The 22,204-nt window shown below is 59.6% G+C and carries 21 protein-coding genes; all 21 read left to right on the top strand.

Annotated elements, in window-relative coordinates; translation table 11 throughout:
- Positions 1–150: 150 nt before the first annotated feature.
- The 21 genes from mihF (at position 151) to pgk (ending at position 22,184) form a co-directional block, all read left to right on the top strand.
- Positions 151–471 (top strand): integration host factor, actinobacterial type, encoded by a 321-nt coding sequence (gene mihF, locus HMPREF2692_RS03895; RefSeq protein WP_005531652.1) that lies wholly within the window; start codon positions 151–153, stop codon positions 469–471.
- A gap of 8 nt (positions 472–479) precedes the next feature.
- Positions 480–1,049, top strand: a complete 570-nt coding sequence (gmk, locus tag HMPREF2692_RS03890) for a guanylate kinase (protein WP_062040943.1) — start codon at positions 480–482, stop codon at positions 1,047–1,049.
- Between the two features lie 40 nt (positions 1,050–1,089).
- Complete coding sequence (rpoZ, locus tag HMPREF2692_RS03885) at positions 1,090–1,392, top strand: DNA-directed RNA polymerase subunit omega (RefSeq protein WP_061922276.1); 303 nt, start codon at positions 1,090–1,092, stop codon at positions 1,390–1,392.
- A gap of 198 nt (positions 1,393–1,590) precedes the next feature.
- Entirely contained in the window at positions 1,591–2,808 is a 1,218-nt protein-coding gene (coaBC, locus tag HMPREF2692_RS03880; RefSeq protein WP_070822948.1) for a bifunctional phosphopantothenoylcysteine decarboxylase/phosphopantothenate--cysteine ligase CoaBC, read from the top strand.
- A gap of 134 nt (positions 2,809–2,942) precedes the next feature.
- Entirely contained in the window at positions 2,943–4,175 is a 1,233-nt protein-coding gene (gene metK, locus HMPREF2692_RS03875) for a methionine adenosyltransferase (protein ID WP_062035134.1), read from the top strand.
- Positions 4,176–4,186: 11 nt separating this feature from the next.
- A complete protein-coding gene (locus tag HMPREF2692_RS03870; protein ID WP_070822795.1) occupies positions 4,187–6,223 on the top strand; it encodes a primosomal protein N' in 2,037 nt (678 codons plus the stop codon).
- A gap of 106 nt (positions 6,224–6,329) precedes the next feature.
- Positions 6,330–6,839, top strand: a complete 510-nt coding sequence (gene def / locus HMPREF2692_RS03865; protein WP_070822793.1) for a peptide deformylase — start codon at positions 6,330–6,332, stop codon at positions 6,837–6,839.
- A gap of 49 nt (positions 6,840–6,888) precedes the next feature.
- Positions 6,889–7,851: a methionyl-tRNA formyltransferase gene (gene fmt / locus HMPREF2692_RS03860; RefSeq protein ID WP_070822791.1), complete on the top strand. Its 963-nt coding sequence runs from the start codon at positions 6,889–6,891 to the stop codon at positions 7,849–7,851.
- Positions 7,848–9,347: an RsmB/NOP family class I SAM-dependent RNA methyltransferase gene (locus HMPREF2692_RS03855; RefSeq protein WP_070455614.1), complete on the top strand. Its 1,500-nt coding sequence runs from the start codon at positions 7,848–7,850 to the stop codon at positions 9,345–9,347. The genes fmt and HMPREF2692_RS03855 overlap by 4 nt, the downstream gene beginning before the upstream one ends.
- Before the next feature lie 54 nt (positions 9,348–9,401).
- Positions 9,402–10,067 carry a ribulose-phosphate 3-epimerase gene (rpe, locus tag HMPREF2692_RS03850; RefSeq protein ID WP_070455615.1) on the top strand — a complete coding sequence of 222 codons (666 nt, stop codon included), beginning with the start codon at positions 9,402–9,404 and terminating at the stop codon, positions 10,065–10,067.
- 55 nt (positions 10,068–10,122) lie between these two features.
- Entirely contained in the window at positions 10,123–11,148 is a 1,026-nt protein-coding gene (ribD, locus tag HMPREF2692_RS03845) for a bifunctional diaminohydroxyphosphoribosylaminopyrimidine deaminase/5-amino-6-(5-phosphoribosylamino)uracil reductase RibD (RefSeq protein WP_070732190.1), read from the top strand.
- Between the two features lie 39 nt (positions 11,149–11,187).
- Entirely contained in the window at positions 11,188–11,802 is a 615-nt protein-coding gene (locus tag HMPREF2692_RS03840) for a riboflavin synthase (protein ID WP_062040923.1), read from the top strand.
- A gap of 11 nt (positions 11,803–11,813) precedes the next feature.
- Positions 11,814–13,118, top strand: coding sequence for a bifunctional 3,4-dihydroxy-2-butanone-4-phosphate synthase/GTP cyclohydrolase II (locus HMPREF2692_RS03835; RefSeq protein ID WP_070822788.1), 1,305 nt, complete (start codon positions 11,814–11,816; stop codon positions 13,116–13,118).
- 19 nt (positions 13,119–13,137) lie between these two features.
- Positions 13,138–13,617 (top strand): 6,7-dimethyl-8-ribityllumazine synthase, encoded by a 480-nt coding sequence (gene ribH, locus HMPREF2692_RS03830; RefSeq protein WP_061922304.1) that lies wholly within the window; start codon positions 13,138–13,140, stop codon positions 13,615–13,617.
- 30 nt (positions 13,618–13,647) lie between these two features.
- On the top strand, positions 13,648–14,202 hold the full coding sequence (locus HMPREF2692_RS03825; RefSeq protein WP_070432909.1) for a PH domain-containing protein: 555 nt from the start codon (positions 13,648–13,650) through the stop codon (positions 14,200–14,202).
- Positions 14,203–14,205: 3 nt separating this feature from the next.
- On the top strand, positions 14,206–16,257 hold the full coding sequence (gene uvrC / locus HMPREF2692_RS03820) for an excinuclease ABC subunit UvrC (RefSeq protein WP_070822786.1): 2,052 nt from the start codon (positions 14,206–14,208) through the stop codon (positions 16,255–16,257).
- 45 nt (positions 16,258–16,302) lie between these two features.
- Positions 16,303–17,175 carry an RNase adapter RapZ gene (rapZ, locus tag HMPREF2692_RS03815; RefSeq protein ID WP_070822784.1) on the top strand — a complete coding sequence of 291 codons (873 nt, stop codon included), beginning with the start codon at positions 16,303–16,305 and terminating at the stop codon, positions 17,173–17,175.
- Positions 17,176–17,225: 50 nt separating this feature from the next.
- Positions 17,226–18,194, top strand: coding sequence for a gluconeogenesis factor YvcK family protein (yvcK, locus tag HMPREF2692_RS03810; protein WP_070498424.1), 969 nt, complete (start codon positions 17,226–17,228; stop codon positions 18,192–18,194).
- Positions 18,195–18,333: 139 nt separating this feature from the next.
- Entirely contained in the window at positions 18,334–19,323 is a 990-nt protein-coding gene (whiA, locus tag HMPREF2692_RS03805) for a DNA-binding protein WhiA (protein ID WP_070822782.1), read from the top strand.
- A gap of 497 nt (positions 19,324–19,820) precedes the next feature.
- Positions 19,821–20,828 (top strand): type I glyceraldehyde-3-phosphate dehydrogenase, encoded by a 1,008-nt coding sequence (gap, locus tag HMPREF2692_RS03800; RefSeq protein WP_062035115.1) that lies wholly within the window; start codon positions 19,821–19,823, stop codon positions 20,826–20,828.
- A 138-nt stretch (positions 20,829–20,966) separates the two neighbouring features.
- Positions 20,967–22,184 (top strand): phosphoglycerate kinase, encoded by a 1,218-nt coding sequence (gene pgk, locus HMPREF2692_RS03795; RefSeq protein WP_070822780.1) that lies wholly within the window; start codon positions 20,967–20,969, stop codon positions 22,182–22,184.
- Positions 22,185–22,204 lie beyond the last annotated feature (20 nt).

Here is a 22,204-nt window from a genome sequence, read left to right as displayed (position 1 = left end):
TTGCCAGAAGTCGGTTCGCGCCGAGCCTGTGACTAGTGGTTTTAGTCGTTTTGCTCGGCACAGCGGGATTTTGATTCCCGTTTTCGCGACCGAATTCTGGTAAGACTTACTGGACGTAAATTATCAATCTAATGAAATCGGAGGAAACCCGTGGCCCTTCCAAAGTTGACTGATGAGCAGCGCAAGGAAGCTCTCGCAAAGGCCGCTGAGGCCCGCAAGGCTCGCGCCGAGCTCAAGGCTGCGCTGAAGCGCGGCGAAACCAACCTGAAGGACGTTCTGGACAAGGCTGAGACCGACGAGATCATCGGTAAGACCAAGGTCTCCGCTCTCCTCGAGGCTTTGCCGAAGGTTGGCAAGGTCAAGGCTAAGGAAATCATGGAAGATCTCGAGATTGCTCAGACCCGTCGTCTGCGCGGCCTCGGCGATCGTCAGCGCCGTGCCCTGCTCGAGCGCTTCGGCTACGGCGAATAAGATTCGCGATGTCTGACGCAACTGCACGCGGTAGCCTGGTCGTTCTGGCTGGGCCTTCCGCCGTGGGCAAGTCCACTGTGGTTTCGCGTCTGCGCGATGACGTCGACAAGCTGTACTTCAGCGTCTCAATGACGACGCGTCAACCCCGACCTGGTGAGCAGGACGGGGTTGACTATTTCTTCGTTACTCCTGAAGCTTTCCAGCAGCGCATTGACGCCGGTGAAATGCTCGAATGGGCGGATATTCATGGCGGGCTCCAGCGCTCCGGCACTCCTGCACAGCCTGTAAAGGAAGCAATGGAGGCAGGTCGCCCCGTACTCGTAGAGGTGGACCTGGAAGGCGCTCGCAACGTCAAGGCCGCACTGCCGGAAGCTAAGACCGTGTTCTTGGCGCCGCCGTCATGGGAGGTGCTCGTTGAGCGCCTGACCGGCCGTGGTACCGAGCCGCAGGACGTCATCGACCGTAGGCTTAAGACCGCACACGCTGAACTTGCCGCACAAGACGAGTTCGAGCACGTCGTTGTCAATGAAAATCTTGACGACGCCGTGGCAGCTATTAGTGCTATCCTGCAGGGATAGAACTAGATTTTGACCATTTCCAAGTGAAGTAAAGGTGCATGTGACTAACGTGACCACCCCTGCTAATGCTGAGGCCCCGAAGCCAGAGCCAGTGTTCGATCCGCCAGTGGGCATTACTGCTCCGCCGATCGACGAGCTCCTCGATAAGGTCTCGTCCAAGTACGCTCTGGTGATCTTCGCCGCTAAGCGCGCGCGTCAGATCAACAGCTACTACCAAGAGCAGGATGAGGGTGTCTTCGAGTTTGTCGGTCCTCTGGTAACCCCTGAGGCGGGCGAGAAGCCGCTTTCCATCGCTCTGCGTGAGATTGAAGCTGGTCTCCTCGATCACGAGGAAGGAAAGTAGAAGCTTTTAAATAGGCTTTGTCAGGCCCAGGTATCCTGCCGCCATCTTGGCGGGGGAACCTGGGCCTTTTGGCTTCTTGCAGGCGAATGATTTCCGGCCTGTAGAATTGGCCGGGTGAATCAAGCGAACCTTCATTCTTCTGCATCTTCTTCCGCGCCTTCTACTGCATCAGAAACATCCGCTCGGCCGCGCAATATCGTGGTGGGAGTAGCCGGTGGTATCGCCGCATACAAGGCTTGCCATTTAGTCCGCGACTTTAAAGAGCACGGAGATAGCGTCCGCGTTGTGCCAACTCAAGCGGCACTGCAGTTCGTGGGCGCGGCTACCTTTGAGGCGCTTTCAGGCAGCCCCGTGAGCACCTCGGTTTTCGATGATGTGGATTCAGTCCAGCACGTCAATATTGGTCAGCACGCAGACGCCGTTGTTGTAGCTCCCGCCACGGCCGATGTCATCTCCCGCATCGCCGCTGGCCGTGCCGATGACTTGCTGACGGCCACGGTGCTGGTGGCGACCTGCCCTGTCATCGTTGTCCCTGCAATGCACACCGAGATGTGGCAGAACCCGGCCACGGTGGATAACGTTGCCACCTTGCGGCGCCGCGGAATCACCGTGATGGAGCCAGCACACGGCCGCCTAACCGGCCGCGATTCGGGCCCGGGGCGTTTGCCCGAGCCAGAGCAGATTGCCGAGCTCGTGCGCACCGAGTTGGCGGGCTACCGCATGGGCCAGGGGCTTGCAGGCAAGAATGTCGTTATTTCTGCAGGCGGTACGCAGGAGAACCTTGACCCGGTGCGTTACTTGGGTAACCGTTCCTCCGGCCGGCAAGGCTTCGCACTTGCCGAGATTGCCGCACAACGCGGCGCGAACGTCACCCTCGTCGCCGGTAACACGGAGAAGCTGCCTGTTCCGTCTGGGGCAAAGGTTCGCAACGTTGTTTCGACGGCGGAGCTACAGGCGGCGATGGAGGAGGAAGCGCGCGATGCGGACGTGGTCATCATGGCCGCTGCCGTGGCCGATTACCGCCCGGCACACATTGCAGAGTCAAAGATGAAGAAAGGCCAGGCAGATGCCGAGCTTTCTAGCATTCAGCTAGTGGAGAACCCTGATGTGCTCAAAGGGATCGTCGCCAAGCGTGATGCAGGCGAGCTTAACCCCAATGCCGTCGTCGTGGGCTTTGCCGCGGAGACCGGCGATGCCACCCATTCCGCGCTCGATTTTGCCAAGAAAAAGTTTTTGAAGAAGGGCTGTGACCTCTTGATGGCCAACGAGGTGGGCGAGGGTAAGGTCTTTGGGCAGTCTGATAGCGAGGGCTGGATTTTAAGTCGTGATGCAGCGCCGCAAGTGGTGGCTCATGGTTCAAAGCATGTGGTCGCGTCCCAAATCCTCGACGCAGTACAAGAGATAATGGGCAACTAGATAAAAGCCTAATTGATTTAATAGACCGCTTGGTCTATGCTGGCTAGTTGTTAAAGCTTGGGGCCAGAACCATGCATCGAACGCTAAAAGAGCTTTCGCTAGTTAAGCTTTTCTGTCTGCACTAAGGAATATCTGTGACTTTAAACCCTGCACCGGCTACCCGTTTGTTCACCAGCGAATCCGTGACTGAGGGCCACCCGGACAAGATCTGCGACGCTATCTCCGATACCATTTTGGATGCGCTGTTGGAAAAGGATCCGAAGGCGCGCGTGGCAGTGGAAACCCTCGTGACCACCGGCCAGGTTCACGTTGTCGGTGAGGTTCGCACCACCGGCTACGTAGAAATCCCGCAGTTGGTCCGCAAGACCTTGACGGACATCGGTTTTACTTCCTCCGACGTCGGATTCGACGGCCACACCTGTGGCGTTAACGTCGCCATCGGCGAGCAGTCCCAGGAAATTGGCGCTGGCGTCGATACCTCTACGGAGGCTCGTGACCGTTCCGATGACTACGACGAGGAAAATGATACCGCCGGTGCCGGTGACCAAGGCCTGATGTTCGGCTACGCCACCAACGAGACCGATGAGTTCATGCCGTTGCCTATCGCACTGGCACATCGCCTTTCGCGCCGCTTGACCGAGGTTCGCAAGCAGGGCATCGTCGATCACCTGCGCCCAGACGGCAAGACCCAGGTGACCTTCGCCTACACCGACGATAACCGACCTTCCCACCTGGACACCGTGGTTATCTCCACCCAGCACGATCCCGAGGTTTCCCAGGAGTGGCTCATGGAGCAACTGCGCGAGCACGTCGTGGAATGGGTTATCAAGGACGCCAAGCTCGAGCACTTCTACGGCGAGGACACCACGCTGCTGGTCAACCCTTCCGGCTCCTTCATCTTGGGTGGCCCGATGGGCGATGCTGGCCTTACCGGCCGCAAGATCATCGTCGATACCTACGGCGGCATGGCTCGCCACGGCGGTGGCGCGTTCTCCGGCAAGGACCCGAGCAAGGTGGACCGCTCTGCGGCCTACGCCATGCGCTGGGTAGCTAAGAACATCGTCGCTGCGGATTTGGCTGACAAGGCTGAGGTCCAGGTCGCCTACGCCATCGGCCGTGCGAAGCCGGTGGGCCTGTACGTCGAGACCTTTGGCACTGCGAAACACGGGCTTGACGACGCCACGATTCAGGCCGCCGTCAACAAGGTCTTCGATTTGCGCCCGGCCGCTATCATCCGCGATCTCGACTTGCTGCGTCCCATCTACCGCCAGACCGCAGCCTACGGCCACTTCGGCCGCACCGACATTGAGCTGCCATGGGAGTCCACCGACCGTGCCGTCGCACTGCGTGAGGCTGCCGGCCTGTAGTATCAGAGCCTATGCCAGCTAGAACACCCGCCGCCCATAAACCGGTCGCGCGGGTGTTGCCTTTATTGGGCGTCGCCCACCTAGACCGCGGCTTCGATTATCGCGTCGACGAATCGCAGTCGGCTGCTGCTAAGCCCGGCGTGCGCGTGCGCATCCGCTTCAATGGGCGGCTGACAGACGCCATCGTTTTGGAGCGCCGCAATGACAGCGAGTTCGACGGCCAGCTGCGCTACCTCGACCGCGTGATTTCGCCCTATGCGGTCTACCCAGCTGAGCTTGCCGAACTCATCGAGTCCCTCGCGGCCCGATATGGGGCGGTGCGCTCAGACATTATTCGCTCCGCGATTCCGCCGCGGCATGCCAAGGCAGAAGAATCGGATCTCTCCACCTCGTGGGAGGAGATGGGCGAGGCACAAGAACCAGATCTTTCGGGGTGGTCGGCATATCAGCATGGTGAGTCCTTTGTGGACTCGGTATTGGCCGGCGGGCTGGCGCGTGCCGCCTGGCAAATTGCGCCGGGTGATGACTGGGCGAGTGCCGTCGCGGCATTGGCCGCGAAAGTGGCACTCGACGGCGGCGGCGTCTTGCTCGTGGTGCCGGACCAACGCGGCGTCGACAAGCTGGAAAAGGCTCTACGAAAGGTGGTCGCAGCCAAGCAGATCACCGTCTTGGGCAACGCCACGGGCCCGCAGGCACGCTACCGCCGATATCTTTCCGCTTTGGTGGGGCAGGCGCGCATTGTGCTGGGCACCCGATCGGCGGCTTTTGCGCCGGTGAAGAACCTACGCTTGGCGGTTATTTTCGATGATGGCAACGACAACCTCGTAGATAACTTAAAACCCTATGTCCACGCCCGCGAGGTGCTGACCACGCGCTCGGCTAAGGAAGGCTGCAGTCTGATTCTGGCGGGACATGCCCGCAGCGCAGAGACCCAGCTGCTGGTCGAATCTGGGTGGGCGCATGACCTGCTCGCTAGTGAATCCACGCTGGAAACACGGCGTCCTGCAATGACTGCGGTAGGGGCGTTTGGCCTGCAGGTTGCGCGTGATCTGCAGGGCGGAACCACCTCGGTTACAGGGCCTGCCTTCCAAGCTGCGAAGCGTGCGCTGGACCGTGCGCAGCCGGTGCTCGTGCAGGTCCCGCGGAAGGGCTACGCACCAATTCTGGCTTGCGGCAATTGCCGAGCCCCCGCGCGCTGCCGCCACTGTAACGGCCCCTTGGGCCTTGCCGCCGATAGACGCGGGGGAGATACGCACCATGCCTCCTTGCCCACGTGTCGGTGGTGTGGCCGCATCGAGTCGAAATTCCGTTGTGTCGAATGCGGCTCGCCGCGGCTGCGGGCTATCGTACTGGGCTCTGAGCGCACGGCGGAAGAGTTGGGACGGGCGTTTCCGAGTACCCGCATCGTTGTCTCGGGCGGCAACAAGGTCGTAGACGAGGTCGCAGATGAGGCGGCACTGGTCATCGCAACACCGGGCGCCGAACCGGCCGTCGCCCACGACGGGCACTACGGCGCAGCTTTGCTGTTGGATGCAGGCACGTTGCTCAACCGCCAGGATCTGCGCGCCACGGAGGAAGCTCTCTCTAAGTGGGCGTCTGCAGCTACCTTGGTCTGTTCGCACAAAAAGGGCGGTGAAGTGGTCATCGCCGCTGACGGTGAACTGCCGGTCATTCAGTCCTTGCTGAATTGGGACATGGTTGGTGCCGCACGCCGTGAGCTGGCGGGGCGTCGGGAAGTGCGTTTCCCGCCAGCAGTGCACATGGCTGCGGTCGATGGTGCCGATGTCAGTCTGGATCACTTCATGTCTATTGCGGAGCTACCGGAAAACGTGGAGGTTTTGGGACCCGTACCGTTGCCGCCGGGGCTGAGCCTGCCCGGTGAATATGACGAGCAGCGATTTGGGCCGCCACAACGCGTGTTGATAAGGACCCCGTTGGGCCCGCGTGCCCAATTAGGCAACGCCTTGCGTAAGGCCAATGCCGCCCGCAGCGCGCGCAAGGACGAGCTTCCTTTGCGCATCCAGGTCGATCCCATCCACATCGGCTAGTCCTTCCATACCCCGGTAGGCGGTGCCGGGGAATTGTTCCACTATTGTCGAGGGCAGCAAATAAAAGAGGAATCAACGTGGATCAGGCGAGGAAGGCTCCTATTAAATGGCACTAAGAGCAATCCGCATGTACGGCGACCCAGTTCTCACCTCCCGTGCGGCGGAGATTGAGAAATTCGATGCTTCACTCGCAGCGCTAGCGGCAGACATGCTGGAGACTATGGACGAGGCAGGCGGAGTAGGACTAGCGGCGAATCAGATTGGCTTGACCAAGCGCATCTTTGTCTACGATTGCTCGCACGTGCAAACGGGTTTGCGTGGCGCAATCATCAATCCCGTGTGGGAACCCATCGGACAGGCGACGCAGGATGGCCCTGAGGGCTGTCTTTCCATCCCTGGGATTTCTGAAAACACGGAGCGTTACGAAACCGTGGTTTTAAGCGGCCGCGATATCCGCGGTAACGCCATTTCTATGGTCGCCTCCGGGCTCATGGCGCGCTGTATCCAACACGAGACCGATCATCTCGATGGCGTGTTGTTCCTGGACAGATTGACTAAGGAAAGGCGCAAGCAGGCCATGCAGGTAATCCGCAATTCTGACTGGTTTAATTCTTAAAAACTACCTAGTATTTTTCAAAGCATACTTATAAAGGAGACGCCACAGCATGAGAATCATCTTCGCTGGAACGCCGGAACCGGCGGTCGTGGCACTGGAAAAGCTGATTGCCTCTGAACACGAAGTCGTCGCCGTACTTACCCGGCCGGACGCTCGCAAGGGGCGTGGGCGCAGCCTGCATCCGAGCCCGGTGAAAGAGCTGGCGCAAAAGCACGGCATAGAGGTGCTAACTCCTACCACGCTGAAGCCGGATACCGAGGATGGAAAGGCGCTGCGTGAGCGCCTGCATGAGCTCCAACCGGCCGCGATTCCGGTGGTGGCGTATGGCAATCTGATTAAACCGGACCTGCTGGATGTACCCGAGCACGGTTGGATAAACCTGCACTTTTCTTTGCTCCCGGCATGGCGAGGGGCGGCGCCGGTCCAGGCAGCGATTGCGGCGGGCGATGAGCGCACGGGCGCTACCACCTTCCGCATCGATGAAGGCCTCGATACCGGTGAGATTCTCGGAGTCGTGGAGTCAGATATCTCGGAGACCGACACTGCCGATGACTTGCTGACCCGCCTGGCTTTTAAGGGGGCAGATCTGCTTGTTGAGACAATGGACGGTTTGGCAGCCGGCAGCATCACACCGCGCCCGCAGGAAGGCGAGGCCACGTACGCCTCCAAGATTGCGGTGGAGGACGCGCAAGTGGATTGGACGGCACCGGCTACCGTGGTGGATCGCCACATCCGCGCGCATACTCCGGGGCCAGGCGCTTGGACGCTGCTGGATTCTCAGCGCGTGAAGCTTTCCCCGCTAAGCCTTGTCAAGGATGCTGAGGCTGGCGCGGCGCTTGTCGACGTCGTGCTCGAACCAGGTCAGGCGCACATTACGAAGAAGGCCGTATACGTTGGAACGGGCGAGGGGATTGTCAAGCTTGATCGCCTGCAACCCCCAGGAAAGAAGATGATGAACGCTGCAGACTGGGCACGCGGTCTTGGCGGTGCTAAAGAAGTGAGGTTTTCATGAGCGGCGGATTCCGTTCTCGTTCCAAGTCTGGCGACAAGCCTAAGGAAACGTCCCAGAATAAGGGGCGTGGTCAGTCTGGCAAACCTAATAAAGGTAATAGGCGGCCGGTGCGCAACAATGCGCGCGGCAGGAAAGAGAACCCATCCTTCGTGAAAGCAGCGCGCCGAGCGGGCATTGATGTCGCGCGCGCGGTTGCCTACGAGGTGCTGCGCCGCGTGCACAGTGATGATGCTTTTGCGAATCTCACCCTGCCGAAGGCGCTGCGCGTACACAAGTTGGAGGCCCGGGACGCAGCTTTCTGCACCGAGCTGACCTACGGTGCGTTACGCAGTGAGGGCGTGCTCGATGCCGTCATCGAAAAGTGCTCTTCCCGTGGGCTCGATGCCATCGCACCAGAGGTGCTCGACGCATTGCGTCTGGGTACCTATCAGGTGCTTTTCACCCGCGTTGAGGCTCACGCTGCGGTTGATACCACCGTGCGCTTGGTGGAGGCCGCCGGCTTCGAGAAGGCGAAGGGCTTTGCCAATGGCATTATGCGTACGGTAACGCGCACGCCTTCCGAGAAGTGGCTGGACAAGCTCGCGCCGAGTGGTGAGGTAGCAGCGCTTGCCTTCAAGCATGCGCACCCGACCTGGATTGCGGAATCCTTCGCCCGCGTCGTCGGCTTGGGCGAGCTGGAGGCCGCCTTGGAAGGGGATTCGCAGCGCCCGATCGTGCACTTGGTGGCACGCCCTGGTGAGATCAGCGCGGAGGAGCTGGCCCTTATGACCGGCAACGAGGAGGGCAAGTATTCGCCTTATGCGGTGTACATGTCTGCCGGTGATCCAGGCGATCTGGAGCCGGTCAAACAAGGCCTGGCCGCAGTGCAGGACGAGGGTTCGCAGCTTATCGCCCGCGCCGTTGCGGAGGCGCCGCTGGAAGGGGAGGATTCCGGACGCTGGCTGGATCTGTGCGCCGGCCCTGGCGGTAAGGCGGCGCTGATGGGTGCGCTGGCGCGTATTGAGCAGGCCACCGTTGATGCAGTCGAGGTCTCACCGCACCGTGCGGAGCTCATCAAAAAGACCGTGGCGGATCTCCCGGTGCGCGTGCACGTGGGTGATGGCCGCGAACCTGGCCTGGAGCCGGGCTTCGACCGCGTGCTGGTCGACGCCCCGTGCTCCGGCCTGGGTGCTTTGCGCCGTCGTCCAGAGGCGCGTTGGCGGAAGGCCGAAAGCGACATTGCTGACCTCAATGAGCTGCAATTTGAGCTGCTCGAATCCGCGTTGCGGCTCGTCCGTCCTGGCGGCGTGGTGGTTTATTCCACCTGTTCTCCAGATCTTAGGGAAACGCGCGACATTGTGGACCGCGCCGTCGCCAAGCTGGGCGCAGAGGAACTCGACGCGCACACACTAATTCCAGACATGGGGGATGTGGGCCGCCATAAGTCGGTCCAGATGTGGCCGCACCGTCATGGCACGGATGCGATGTTCTTCGCAGCTTTGCGGCGCACGAACTAGGCGCTGAGCCGGTTTCGCGGCGAGGCGTCGCAGGGTAGGTCTAGACTATGGGGCATGTCTGCTCCGATTATTTCCCCATCCATCCTCGCCGCTGACTTCTCCCGCTTGGGCGAAGAAGTGCGCGCCGTATCCAACGCTGATTGGATCCACGTCGACATCATGGATGGTCACTTCGTCCCCAACCTTTCCTTTGGCCCAGACATCACCAAGACCGTTGACGCAGTCACGGACCAGGTGCTTGATGTGCATCTGATGATTGAGGAGCCAGAAAAGTGGGTGGAGACCTACGCTGCAGCCGGCGCCGACTGCATCATTTTCCACGCGGAAGCTGTTGCGGATGTGGCGGCCAGCCTTGCCTTGGCGGAAAAGATTCGCGGGCTGGGCGTGCGCGCAGGTATCTCGGTCAAGCCGGATACCGCAATTGAGCCGTGGTTGGACAAGCTCGCTAGCTTTGATTTGGTGCTCGTGATGTCCGTGGAGCCGGGCTTTGGCGGCCAGAAGTTTATGCCGGAGATGCTGGATAAGGTGCGTGCTTTGCGTGCAGTCATTGATGATGAAGGGCTTGCAACTCTCATCGAGATCGACGGTGGCATTTCGGCGGAGACCATCCGTGAGTCAGCAATGGCTGGCTGCCATGCTTTCGTTGCCGGTTCTGCAATTTATAAGCAGGAGGATAAAGCTGGCGCAGTCGCGGAATTGCGCGAGCTGGCCACCCTGTAGAAGACCGTGAATAGAGCTTTGAATCGGAAGCTCGCAAAAGCCTGAAAGAATTTTCATGAAGCTTGATTTAGAAGCAGCCCTGCTGCGTGCAATGGAGGCTGGCCAGTCTGTCCGTGGTACCACTAGCCCCAATCCGCCTGTGGGTGCCGTCATTTTAGATGCTCAGGGCGAATTGGTTGGCACTGGTGCCACCCAGCCGGCAGGAGGTGCGCACGCGGAAGTAGTGGCTCTCAATGAAGCCGGGGAGGCTGCGCGCAATGGCACTGCGGTGGTCACCCTTGAACCGTGCAACCACACCGGGCGCACCGGTCCGTGCGCGCAGGCTCTTATTGATGCTGGGGTTTCGCGGGTCTTTTTCCTGCATGGCGATCCAAACCAGGAAGCAGCCGGGGGAGCGAGCACCCTGCAAGCAGCTGGGATTGAAGTTGCACAGGTTGCGGCACCCGTTGACAAGGATGTTCCCGACGCGCTCTTGCCGTGGTTGCGTGCCATCGAAATGGGCAGGCCACACGTCACCCTCAAATTTGCGCAGACCCTCGACGGGTTCACCGCCGCAGTAGACGGCACCAGCCAGTGGATTACTGGCGAGCATGCCCGCGCCTGGGTGCACGTTGACCGCTCACAACGCGACGCCATCTTGATCGGCACGGGCACGGCCTTGGCCGATAACCCGTCGCTTACCGCCCGCCGCCCAGACGGCAGCCTTTTTGAGCAGCAGCCGCGCCGCGTGGTGATTGGTCGCCGCAACTTGGAGGACGCGGGTGCGGCGGCCGGCAACTTGCGCGAGCTCGGCTACCTGCAGTTTGAGGACATCGACCAAGCCTTGTGCGAGCTCTATGCGGATGGCGCACGCGATATTTTGGTGGAAGGCGGGGCAGGTCTTGCTAGCTCTTTTCTCAACGCAGGCTACGTCGATGCCGTGCAGGCTTATATTGCCCCGGTTCTTTTGGGCGAAGGCCGCGGCGTATTGGCGCATCCGGTGGCCCAGACCTTGAGCGACGCTAAGCGTTTCCGCCGCAGTGCCACCAAGGTCTTGGGCGATGACGTCTTAATTGAGTACGTGCTCAATTCGCCGAGTTAGACACACAAAGTCAACAACTCATAAATAGAAGGAATTTGCTTGTTTACAGGACTCGTAGAGGAACTAGCCACTGTCTGCTCCATTGAGGAGCAGGGCGATGCGATTCGGCTGGGGATAAGGGCGCCTCACGTGCTAAGCGACGCCGCGCTCGGTGACTCGATTGCGGTCAACGGAGTCTGTCTTACGGTGGCAGCGCTGGATGGCGATGCTTTCGTCGCCGACGTCATGGCCGAGTCGTTGCGACGCTCGGCGCTGGGGCAGTTGCGCGAGGGCTCCGTCGTCAACGTGGAACGGGCGCTTTTGCCCACCACGCGTTTGGGCGGACACATCATGCAAGGCCACGTGGATGGCACCGCAGAGCTTTTATCGCGTACCCCTTCGCAGAACTGGGAAGTGCTGCGCTTTAGCCTTCCCCAAGACCTTGCACGATACGTCGTCGAGAAGGGCTCAATCGCAGTTAGCGGCACCTCGTTGACCGTAAGCGCAATCGGAGCGGACTGGTTTGAGGTGTCGCTGATTCCAACCACTCTGCGCGACACAATCTTTGGCACGATGGAGGTCGGCGCTGCCGTAAACCTAGAAGTAGATGTGTTGGCCAAGTACGTTGAGAAGATGTACGGGCCTAACGCGCAGGACGCAAACCACAGGGGCTAAAGTAAATCTTTATGACCGCAGCAGAATCTTCCGTCAAACTCGACACTGTTGAACAGGCCATTGCTGATATTGCGGCCGGCAAAGCGGTGGTTGTGGTTGACAACGAAGACCGAGAAAACGAAGGCGACCTCATCTTCGCCGCGGAGCTGGCAACCCCAGAACTCGTGGCCTTCATGGTCCGCTACACCTCCGGCTATATTTGTGCGCCGCTGTTGCCACAAGATTGCGCGCGCCTGAACCTGCCGCCGATGATGGCGCTTAACGAGGACGTGCGCTCTACCGCTTACACGGTGACAGTGGATGCAGCGACGGGCACCACGGGAATCTCCGCGGGCTCCCGATCGGAGACTATCCGGCGCTTGGCTGATCCGACCACCACGGTCTCTGATTTCACCCGTCCGGGTCACGTGGTTCCTTTGAGCGCACGCCCAGGTGGCGTTCTGGAGCGTGACGGCCACACGGAAGCTGCTGTTGATCTCGCACGCTTGGCGGGGCTGCGGCCGGCCGGCGTTTTGTGCGAGATCGTCTCCGAGGAAGACCCCACCGATATGGCGCGTTCGCCGGAACTGCGACGCTTTGCCGATACCCATGGGCTGACCATGATCTCCATCGAGCAGCTCATTGATTGGCGCCGCCACAAGGAAACCCAGATTCGCCGCTCGGTGGCATCGCGCCTGCCCACCGATCACGGCCTGTTCAATGTGCTGGGATACACCCATGACATCGACGGCAACGAGCACATCGCGCTGGTTGCAGGCGACGTCGAGGAGCTTCGCGGCGCGGAAGACGTGCTGGTGCGCGTGCACTCTGAGTGCCTCACGGGTGACGTGTTTGGATCCCGTCGCTGTGATTGTGGCCCTCAGCTCAACGCTTCGCTCAAGGCGGTTCAGGAAGCCGGACGTGGCGTGGTGATTTATCTGCGTGGCCAAGAAGGCCGCGGCATTGGCTTGGTGAACAAGCTGAAAGCCTATCGTTTGCAAGACAAAGGCCTTGACACCGTCGATGCCAATCTCGAGCAGGGCCTGCCCGAAGACGCGCGCGAGTATTCCGTGGCGGGTCAGATTCTGCGGGACCTTGGCATTGCTTCCGTTGTCCTCATGACTAATAATCCGCACAAGGGTGAGGGTTTGGCCGGCTTTGGTGTCGATGCTTCTCAGCACACTACGCTTGCTGTGGAAGCAAACGAGGACAACATCACCTACCTGCGCACCAAGCGTGACCGCATGGGCCATGACCTGCCGCAGGTTGAACACTGGGATATGCAGCATCCAGCAGGTGGTGCCCACGACGCGAATGATGAAGACCACCGCAACTAAGCACTAAGAAAGGTTTCCGATGGCTAAAGAAGGCTTGCCTGAAATTGAATTGGTCCCCGCTGAGGGGATCCGCGTGGCTGTCGTAACCGCGACGTGGAACGCCGAAATCTGCGACCAGCTGCACAAGCGCGCTGTAGAGACTGCTCGTGCATGTGGCGCGCAGGTGACCGAGACTCGCGTGGTTGGGGCACTCGAACTTCCCGTCGTGGTGCAGGCGGCGGCCCGGACCCACGATGCCGTGGTTGCGCTGGGCTGCGTGGTAAAGGGCGGCACCCCGCACTTCGATTACGTGTGTGACTCCGTAACGCAGGGCCTAACCCGCATCGCTCTAGACGAGTCCACTCCGGTGGGCAACGGCGTGCTCACCGTGAACGAGTATTCACAGGCAGTCGATCGCGCAGGCTTTGCCACCTCAGATGAAGACAAGGGCGCGGAGTCGATGGTGGCGGCTTTAGACACGGTATTGAAATTGCGTACACTAGATGGGCTGGCAGGCTAGGCCAGCCTGTAAACCACGAAGAAGGAACTAATGACTGACGCACAAGAATCTGGGGCCCGCGAGACGTCGACACGCACGCAGCTTACCGACGCCGAGGTTCTGGCCTACACCAGTGCGGATCCGTTCGCGCAGACTTCGACGAAGCCGTGGATTTATGAGGCTAAGTCGCAATTTTTGCGCAAGGTGGCCATCGGTTGGGTCATCCTCGTCATGGCTATCCATATTTTCATGGGCCTTACCTTGGATATCTCCTTCACCGGTGCTGCCGTCACCACTATCGATAAGTTCGCTTTCCCCGGCGTGGGCCTGCTTATCTCGGTTCTGTCTTGGCTGGCCCTGACGCGCCCGCGCTTGCGTGCGAATGAAGACGGCGTCGAGGTGCGTAACATCGTAGGTACCCGTTTTTATCCTTGGCAGGTCGTCTACGGACTATCCTTCCCAGAGGGCGAGCGGATGGCGCGCATCGAGTTGCCCGACTTCGAGTATGTGCCGGTCTGGGCACTGCAGGCTGGCGATAAGGCCGCCGTTATTCCGAAGGTTCGCGCTTTCCGCGACCTTGAAGCTAAGTACATGCCGCAGGATTAACAAGTGGCAGATCCCGCTACCTATCGACCAGCGCCAGGCACTATTCCCACAGAGCCTGGCGTTTATAAGTTTCGCGATGAAAACCGCCGGGTAATTTACGTAGGCAAGGCCAAGAACCTGCGCGCACGTTTGTCCAACTATTTTCAGGACATCACGCAGTTGCATCCGCGCACGCGCCAGATGGTGCTTACCGCTGCCTCTGTGGAATGGACCGTGGTTGCCAGCGAGGTGGAAGCGCTGCAGCTGGAATATACCTGGATTAAGCGCTTCGACCCGCGGTTTAATGTCATGTACCGCGACGATAAGACCTATCCGATGCTCGCGGTATCGGTAGGAGAGACCGTCCCACGCGCTTTCTTCTACCGTGGCCCGCGGCGGAAGGGCGTGCGTTATTTTGGTCCGTATTCCCATGCTTGGGCGGTGCGCGAAACCTTGGATCTGCTCACGCGCGTGTTCCCCATGCGCACCTGTTCTAAGGGTGTCTACAACCGGCACGAGCGCTTGGGTCGTCCGTGTCTTTTGGGATATATCGGCAAATGTTCGGCGCCCTGCACGGGTGCGGTATCGAAGGCAGATCACAGGGAGACCGTAAATTCGCTGGTTTCCTTTATGAACGGCAATACTTCGGCCGTGACCCGTGAACTCACCCAGCGCATGGAGCAAGCCGCGGAAAACCTCGAGTTTGAGCTTGCTGCGCGCTTGCGCGATGACTTAGGCGCAATCAACAAGATCATGGAGCAGCAGGCCGTCGTGTTCAATGACGGAACTGATGCGGATCTTATTGCCTTTAGCTCTGATGAGCTGGAGGCCGCTGTGCAGATCTTCCATGTGCGTGACGGCCGCATCCGTGGCCAGCGCGGCTGGGTCGTAGAACGCTCAGGCGACCAAGCTCCGACGGGGCCGTGGGAAGAAGGCGAAAGCGATCCGGCTTTGCCGGCGTTGATGCAAAACTTCCTGATCCAGTTCTATTCGGATGCCGCAGACCGCGAGCAGCAAGAGATGGAGGAAGACGCTGCCCTTAGCAGGCGCGGTGTGGACCAGGAATCGCATACCGAGACCCGCCGCGGCAACGTGATTCCGCGGGAGATCTTGGTGCAGGCCATGCCGGACGAGTCGGCTGAAGTCATCTCCCTGCTCGAGGATCTGCGTGGGGCACAGGTGAATATGCGGGTACCGCAGCGCGGCGATAAGCACTCCCTGATGGAGACCGTCGAGCGCAACGCTAAGGAGCAGCTGCGCCAGCACAAACTCAAGCGCGTCGGTGATCTCACCGCGCGTTCGGCGGCCCTGCAGGACATCCAGGAAGCCTTGGGGATGGACCAGGCGCCGCTGCGCATCGAGTGCACCGATATCTCCCATATTCAAGGCACCGATGTGGTTGCTTCCCTCGTGGTCTTTGAGGACGGTCTGCCACGCAAGGCTGATTACAGGCGTTACCGCATCAAGGAGGCGGCTGGTGACGGTCGCTCGGATGACGTCGGCTCCATTGCCGAGGTAACCCGCCGCCGTTTCAAGCGCCATAAGGAGGACAAGCTCGCCAACCCAGACGAGGAAGTCGAGGAGTCCACCTTCGACGACGAGAATGTGCAGGAAGAATCCGCAGAAGCGGGACGTCGTTTTGCCTACCCGCCGCAGCTATTCATCGTGGACGGTGGCGCCCCGCAGGTTGCAGCAGCGCAAGAGGTATTTGATGAACTCGGCATCGTGGACGTGACCCTCGTCGGCCTTGCAAAGCGCTTGGAGGAAATCTGGGTCCCGGGTGATGATGAACCGGTTATTCTCCCGCGTAATTCGCAGGCCCTGTACTTGCTCCAGCAGATCCGCGACGAGGCACACCGCTTTGCTATTAGTTATCACCGCCAGCAGCGTTCCAAGCGTATGCGTTCTTCGGTACTGGATTCGGTGCCGGGCTTGGGGCCGCAGCGCCGCACCGATTTGGTCAAGCACTTTGGCTCGGTGAAAAAGCTCAAGGAAGCTTCGGCGGAGGAGATCGCAGCGGTAAAGGGCTTTGGCCCGAAACTTGCCGGTGTGGTCTATGAACACCTGCATGGTTAAAGAAAATCAGCGTTCTATAAGTCTTCGCGGGTTAAGATAGGCTCCATGACGCACTTAGAATCCCCGCCCATCTTCATCACCGGTATGTCGGGTGGTGGCTTGACTTCCGCAGCCAAAGTCTTGGAGGACAAAGGCTACTACGTCGCCCACAACATCCCGCCGAAGGCCATCGTTGATCTTCTCAAGCTGTGCGCGATGGAGGAGACCAAGGTTAAGAAGGTCGCAGCGGTAACTGACGTGCGTTCCCGCATGTTTCCAGGTTCGCTGCTGGAGACCATCGATGAGGTTAGCGAACTCGGCATGAAGCCAACGGTACTGTTTCTCGATGCACGCGACGACGTTTTGATTCGTCGTTTCGATTCCGTGCGCCGTACCCACCCCCTACAGGGCGGCGACACGTTGAAGGCGGGCATTCAGAGGGAGCGAAAAGCCATCGCGCATTCCCGCGAGCGTGCTGACATCATCATCGATACCACCAACCTCTCCATCCATGATCTGCGGCGGGCGATGGAGGCCGCCTTCGGTGATATGCGTAAAGACGTCCAGCACGTCACCGTCGAGTCCTTTGGCTTCAAAAATGGTTCGCCTCGCGATGTAGACCTTGTGCTTGACGTGCGATTCTTGCCCAATCCTTATTGGGTTCCGGAGCTGCGCGGCTACCGCGGCACCGATGAGCCGGTCTCGGATTATGTCTTGGCGCATCCTGCCGCCGAGAAGTTCATTGAGCACTTTCTGGACATGTTTGGGACCATGCTCGAGGGCTATCGTCACGAGGGCAAGAACTTCATCACCGTTGGCGTCGGCTGTACGGGCGGCCACCACCGTTCCGTTGCCGTTGCCGAGGAATTGACCCGGCGCCTGCGTCAGCGCGGAGACCTCGAGGTAAATGCTCTGCACCGCGATATTCAACGCGGCTAGTTTTTCCTGTTTCCTTGCACAATTGACCCGGAAAGCTTATAGATCCACTAATGACTCGACAAACCCACATGGCTTGCCTCGGTGGTGGCCATGGTCTTTATCAAACCCTTCTTGCTGCCCAGATGACGGGCGTGGACAGGATCTCTGCCATTGTTACCGTCGCCGATGACGGCGGCTCTTCAGGGCGCCTGCGCCGTGAGCTGGAAATCATTCCGCCCGGTGATCTGCGCATGGCGCTGGCCGCACTTTCCGATGACACGGAAACTGGCCAAATGTGGGCAGAAACGTTGCAACATCGTTTCCGGGGCAACGGTGCCATGGCAGGGCATGCCGTGGGTAATTTGCTCATCGCTGGCTTGACTGAGGTTCTCGGCGACTATCAGGCGGCCCTGGATAAGGTGGCCCAGCTGACCAATTCCCGCGGCCGCGTGCTGCCGGTGGTCAATCAGCCGCTGGACATCGAGGCGGAGGTCGCCGGGCTTGACGACGATCCCCGCATCATGCGGGCCGTACGCGGCCAAGTGGCGGTGGCTTCCACGCCGGGTCAGGTACGTCGCGTACGCATCCTGCCGGCGCATCCACAGGCCAATCCGAATGCTTTGGCCGCGCTTTCCGATGCCGACCTCATCACCATCGGCCCCGGATCTTGGTTTAGCTCGGTGCTACCGCACGTGCTGGTGCCGGAAATCGTGAACACTGTGAAGAACTCTTCCGCGATGCGCGTGGTTGTGCTGAACCTTTCCGCAGAGCCGGGCGAGACTCAGGGCTTTTCTGCGGAGCGGCATCTCCACGTGTTGGCGCAGCATGCGCCGGAACTGCGCATCGACCGAGTCTTGGTGGATTCCAACGCTATCCCGAGTGAGAGTGAGCGCAGCTATCTGCAGCGCGCCGCCAACGTACTGGGCGCCCAAGCGGTATTCGCTGACGTTAGCCTGCGTGATGAAAACGGAGTGCGTTTAAACAAGCATGATCCACACAAACTTTCTGCTGCGCTGAAGGGATTGCTCGAGCAAAGCTAGCCTGGTGCGGCCAAGGAATTATCGTGCAGGCTAGACTAGTGTTTCTCTATGTCTGTATAAGGCATACCGTGACTGCGCAGGCCTGGATGGATGATCCTTGGTCTGTGCAGCAAGAATCATTGAGAAAGGGGCAAGGACTTTGTCTGCTTCATTGACCGAACAGGTCAAGGATGAACTCACAGCAGTCTCCGTTCCACGCCAGTCCGCTCGTGCCGCGGAAATTTCCGCTATGTTGCGCTTTGCCGGCGAGCTGACCGTGAGCGGGGACCAGATGGCCTACGAAATCGAAGTGGACAATCTGCGCATTGCCGAGCGGCTCATCGAAGCCCTCGATGACCTCTACAGTGTCAAGGCTACCTCGCAAGTTGTGGGGCCGGCCGGTTCGCAGAAGAAGTCTCGCGTTCAGCTGCGCGTTTCCTCCGGTGCAAAGGAGCTAACGCGTCGCCTAGGGTTGGTCACTCGTTCGGGCCATCCGGTGGTGGGGCTGCCGCCGCAGGTAATCTCGGGCTCTATCGCTGACAACGAGGCCGCATGGAGGGGCGCATTCCTTGCCCAAGGAACGCTGACCGAGCCGGGCCGATCGTCCACCCTCGAGGTGCTGTGCCCTTGCCAAGAAGCCGCGCTGGCTTTGGTGGGCTGTGCACGCCGCCTAGGAATCTCTGCAAAAACCAAGGAAACCCGTGGCGCCGATCGCGTCGTTGTGCGCGATGGCGATGCTATTGGCGCGTTGTTGACCCGCATGGGCGCTCAGGAAACCCGCTTGACATGGGAGAAGAAGCGCGTCAAGCGCGAGGCGCACGATACCTCGAAGCGCCTTGATAACTTCGATGACGCTAACCTGCGCCGTTCTGCGCGTGCTGCGGTAACCGCGGCCGCCCGCGTCGAGCGCGCGATGGAAATTTTGGGCGACGACGTGCCCGAGCACCTCGCAGATGCGGGTCGCCTGCGCGTCCAGCACCGCGAGGCCTCCTTGGAGGAACTGGGTCGCCTGGCTGATCCTCCAATGACTAAGGATGCTGTTGCCGGACGTATCCGGCGCTTGCTTTCCATGGCAGATAAGCGCGCCGAGGAGCTCGATATCCCGGACACCAACGAATCGATCACAGAGGACCTTTTTGACGAGTCGTAGACTTTCTAGCTCAAAAAGTTTCTGATTTTAAGGCTTCGATCAAAGCCTTAGCCGCCAGCCGCCTTGTCCGATCGGACGGGGCGGTTTTGTTCGGGCAAAACAGGCACATTCGGGAGTAGGCGAATACTTAACACCGAGCATTGCTGTGTCTGGTACCTGCTGGATATGGCTGCTAATCCGCGCTGAGCTGGGGGAGTGATATATCCCACCCCAGGCAACATAAACCAACATATACAGACAAACTCGGGAGTAGTGCAGGGGATTTTCAGTGCGGATTAGGCATGTGGGCGAAAGATTGTACGCCTGTTTTTGCCTTACGTCATTACCTGGTTCTAGAAAGCCTCGGGGCGGCCCTTTTGCCGCTGCATGCTTGGTGTTTGCTCGGTAGTATCGGCCGTGTTGGGAAAACTCACCGAGGTTCTTCGCACCAAAGACGAACTATAGGAGATGCCTCGGAGCCCACATAACTTTTACTCGATTTATAGAGGAGAAAAACAGTGACCATCCGCGTAGGCATCAATGGCTTTGGCCGCATCGGCCGCAACTTCTTCCGTGCAGTTGCCCAGGGCGACTCCGACCTCGAGGTAGTTGCAGTCAACGACCTCACCGACAACGGCAGCCTGGCAAACCTTCTCAAGTACGATTCCGTTCTCGGCCGCCTCGACGGCGAGATCACCCATGATGACGAGTCCATCACCGTCAACGGCCACCGCATCGCAGTTTCTGCTGAGCGCGATCCAAAGAACTTGAACTGGTCCGAGCACAACGTTGACATCGTTATCGAGTCCACCGGCTTCTTTACCGATGGTGAGGCAGCAAAGGCTCACATCGAGGCTGGCGCTAAGAAGGTCATTATTTCTGCACCGGGCAAGAACGTTGACGGCACCTTCGTCTACGGCGTCAACTCCGACGAATACGACGCTGCAAAGCACAACGTTATTTCCGCAGCTTCCTGCACAACCAACTGCCTGGCACCGATGGCAAAGGTCCTTAACGACAAGTTCGGCATCGAAAAGGGCCTGATGACCACCGTTCACTCCTACACCGGTGACCAGCGCATCCAGGATGCACCACACAAGGACCCACGCCGTGCACGCGCTGCAGCGGTCAACATGGTTCCGACCTCCACCGGCGCTGCAAAGGCAGTTGCACTGGTTCTTCCGGAGCTCGAAGGCAAGCTGGACGGCTACGCAATGCGCGTTCCGACCATCACCGGTTCCGCAACCGACCTGACTTTCACCGCTTCCCGCGACGTCACCGTTGAGGAAATCAACGCTGCAATCAAGGAAGCCGCTGTTGGCGAGTTCGGCGAGACCCTCGCATACACCGAAGACCCAATCGTTTCCACCGACATCATCACCGACCCACACGGTTGCATCTTCGACGCCGGCATGACCAAGGTCTCCAACGGCAACCTCGTCAAGGTCCTTGGCTGGTACGACAACGAGTGGGGCTACACCAACCAGCTCGTGCGCACCACCTCCTTGGTCGCTTCCAAGCTTTAAGCTCGGCGCTTGCAAGTCCTAACTAGAGGCTTGGCTTAGATGTTCTACCGGCTCACGTAATTTCCCGCCCAAGGGTCATGCGTGGGCCGGTAGTCTTGTATAGAACGTTTTTTAAAGATTTCAATGAAGGAGAATCCAATGGCTTTCAAGACCCTTGATGACCTCATCGCAGAGGGTGTGGGCTCCCGCCACGTCCTCGTACGATCCGACTTCAATGTGCCGCTCGACGAGGAAGGCAACATTACTGACTCCGGACGTATCACCGCATCCCTGCCAACCATCAAGGCACTCGTTGAAGGTGGCGCCAAGGTCATCCTTTCCGCACACTTGGGCCGTCCAAAGGGCGAGGTAAACGAGAAGTACTCCCTGGCGCCGGTAGCAGAGGCTCTTTCTGAGGCACTGGGTCAATACGTAGCGCTTGCTGGCGACGTAACCGGTGAGGACGCACACGAGCGCGCAAATGGTCTTAACGACGGTGACGTCATGCTGATCGAGAACGTGCGTTTTGATGCTCGCGAGACCTCCAAGGATGAGGCTGAGCGCGGCGCTTTCGCTGATGAGCTCGCTGCCTTGGCTGCGGATAACGGCGCCTTCGTCTCCGACGGTTTTGGCGTTGTCCACCGCGCGCAGGCTTCCGTATACGACGTCGCTAAGCGCCTGCCGGCGTTTGCAGGCAAACTCGTGCAGAAGGAAGTCGAGACGCTCGCAGCTGTCGCTGAAAAGCCAGAGCACCCATACGTGGTTGTCCTCGGCGGCGCGAAGGTCTCTGACAAGCTCGGCGTCATCGAAGCGCTGGCAGATAAGGCTGACAAGGTCATCATCGGTGGAGGCATGTGCTACACCCTGCTCGCGGCACAGGGCTACAACGTTCAGAACTCTCTGCTGCAGGAAGACCAGATCGACAACTGCAAGGACCTGCTCGAGCGCTTCGGTGACAAGCTCGTTCTGCCGGTAGATCTCATCGCCGCTACCGAGTTCAACGCTGATGCGGAAAACAAGGTTGTCGCCCTCGACGGCATCCCAGAGGGCTGGATGTCCCTAGACATTGGACCTGAGTCCGTTAAGGCATTCGACGAGGTTATTGCATCCTCTAAGACCGTATTCTGGAATGGTCCGATGGGCGTATTCGAGATGGAGGCATTCTCCAAGGGCACCGAAGGCGTTGCTAAGTCCATCATCGCTGCCACCGAAAACAACGGCTCCTTCACCGTCGTCGGCGGTGGCGACTCCGCCGCTTCGGTTCGCCTGCTTGGCCTGAATGAAGAGGGCTTTTCCCACATCTCCACCGGCGGCGGCGCATCCCTCGAGTTCCTCGAGGGTAAGGAACTGCCGGGCGTATCCGTTCTGCAGGCATAAGCGCCGCAGTTACACAGGCC

Source organism: Corynebacterium sp. HMSC036D03, from assembly GCF_001836185.1.
GTDB lineage: Bacteria > Actinomycetota > Actinomycetes > Mycobacteriales > Mycobacteriaceae > Corynebacterium > Corynebacterium simulans.
The sequence above is the reverse complement of the archived record's forward strand: the minus strand, read 5'-3'. Positions and strand labels throughout refer to the sequence as shown.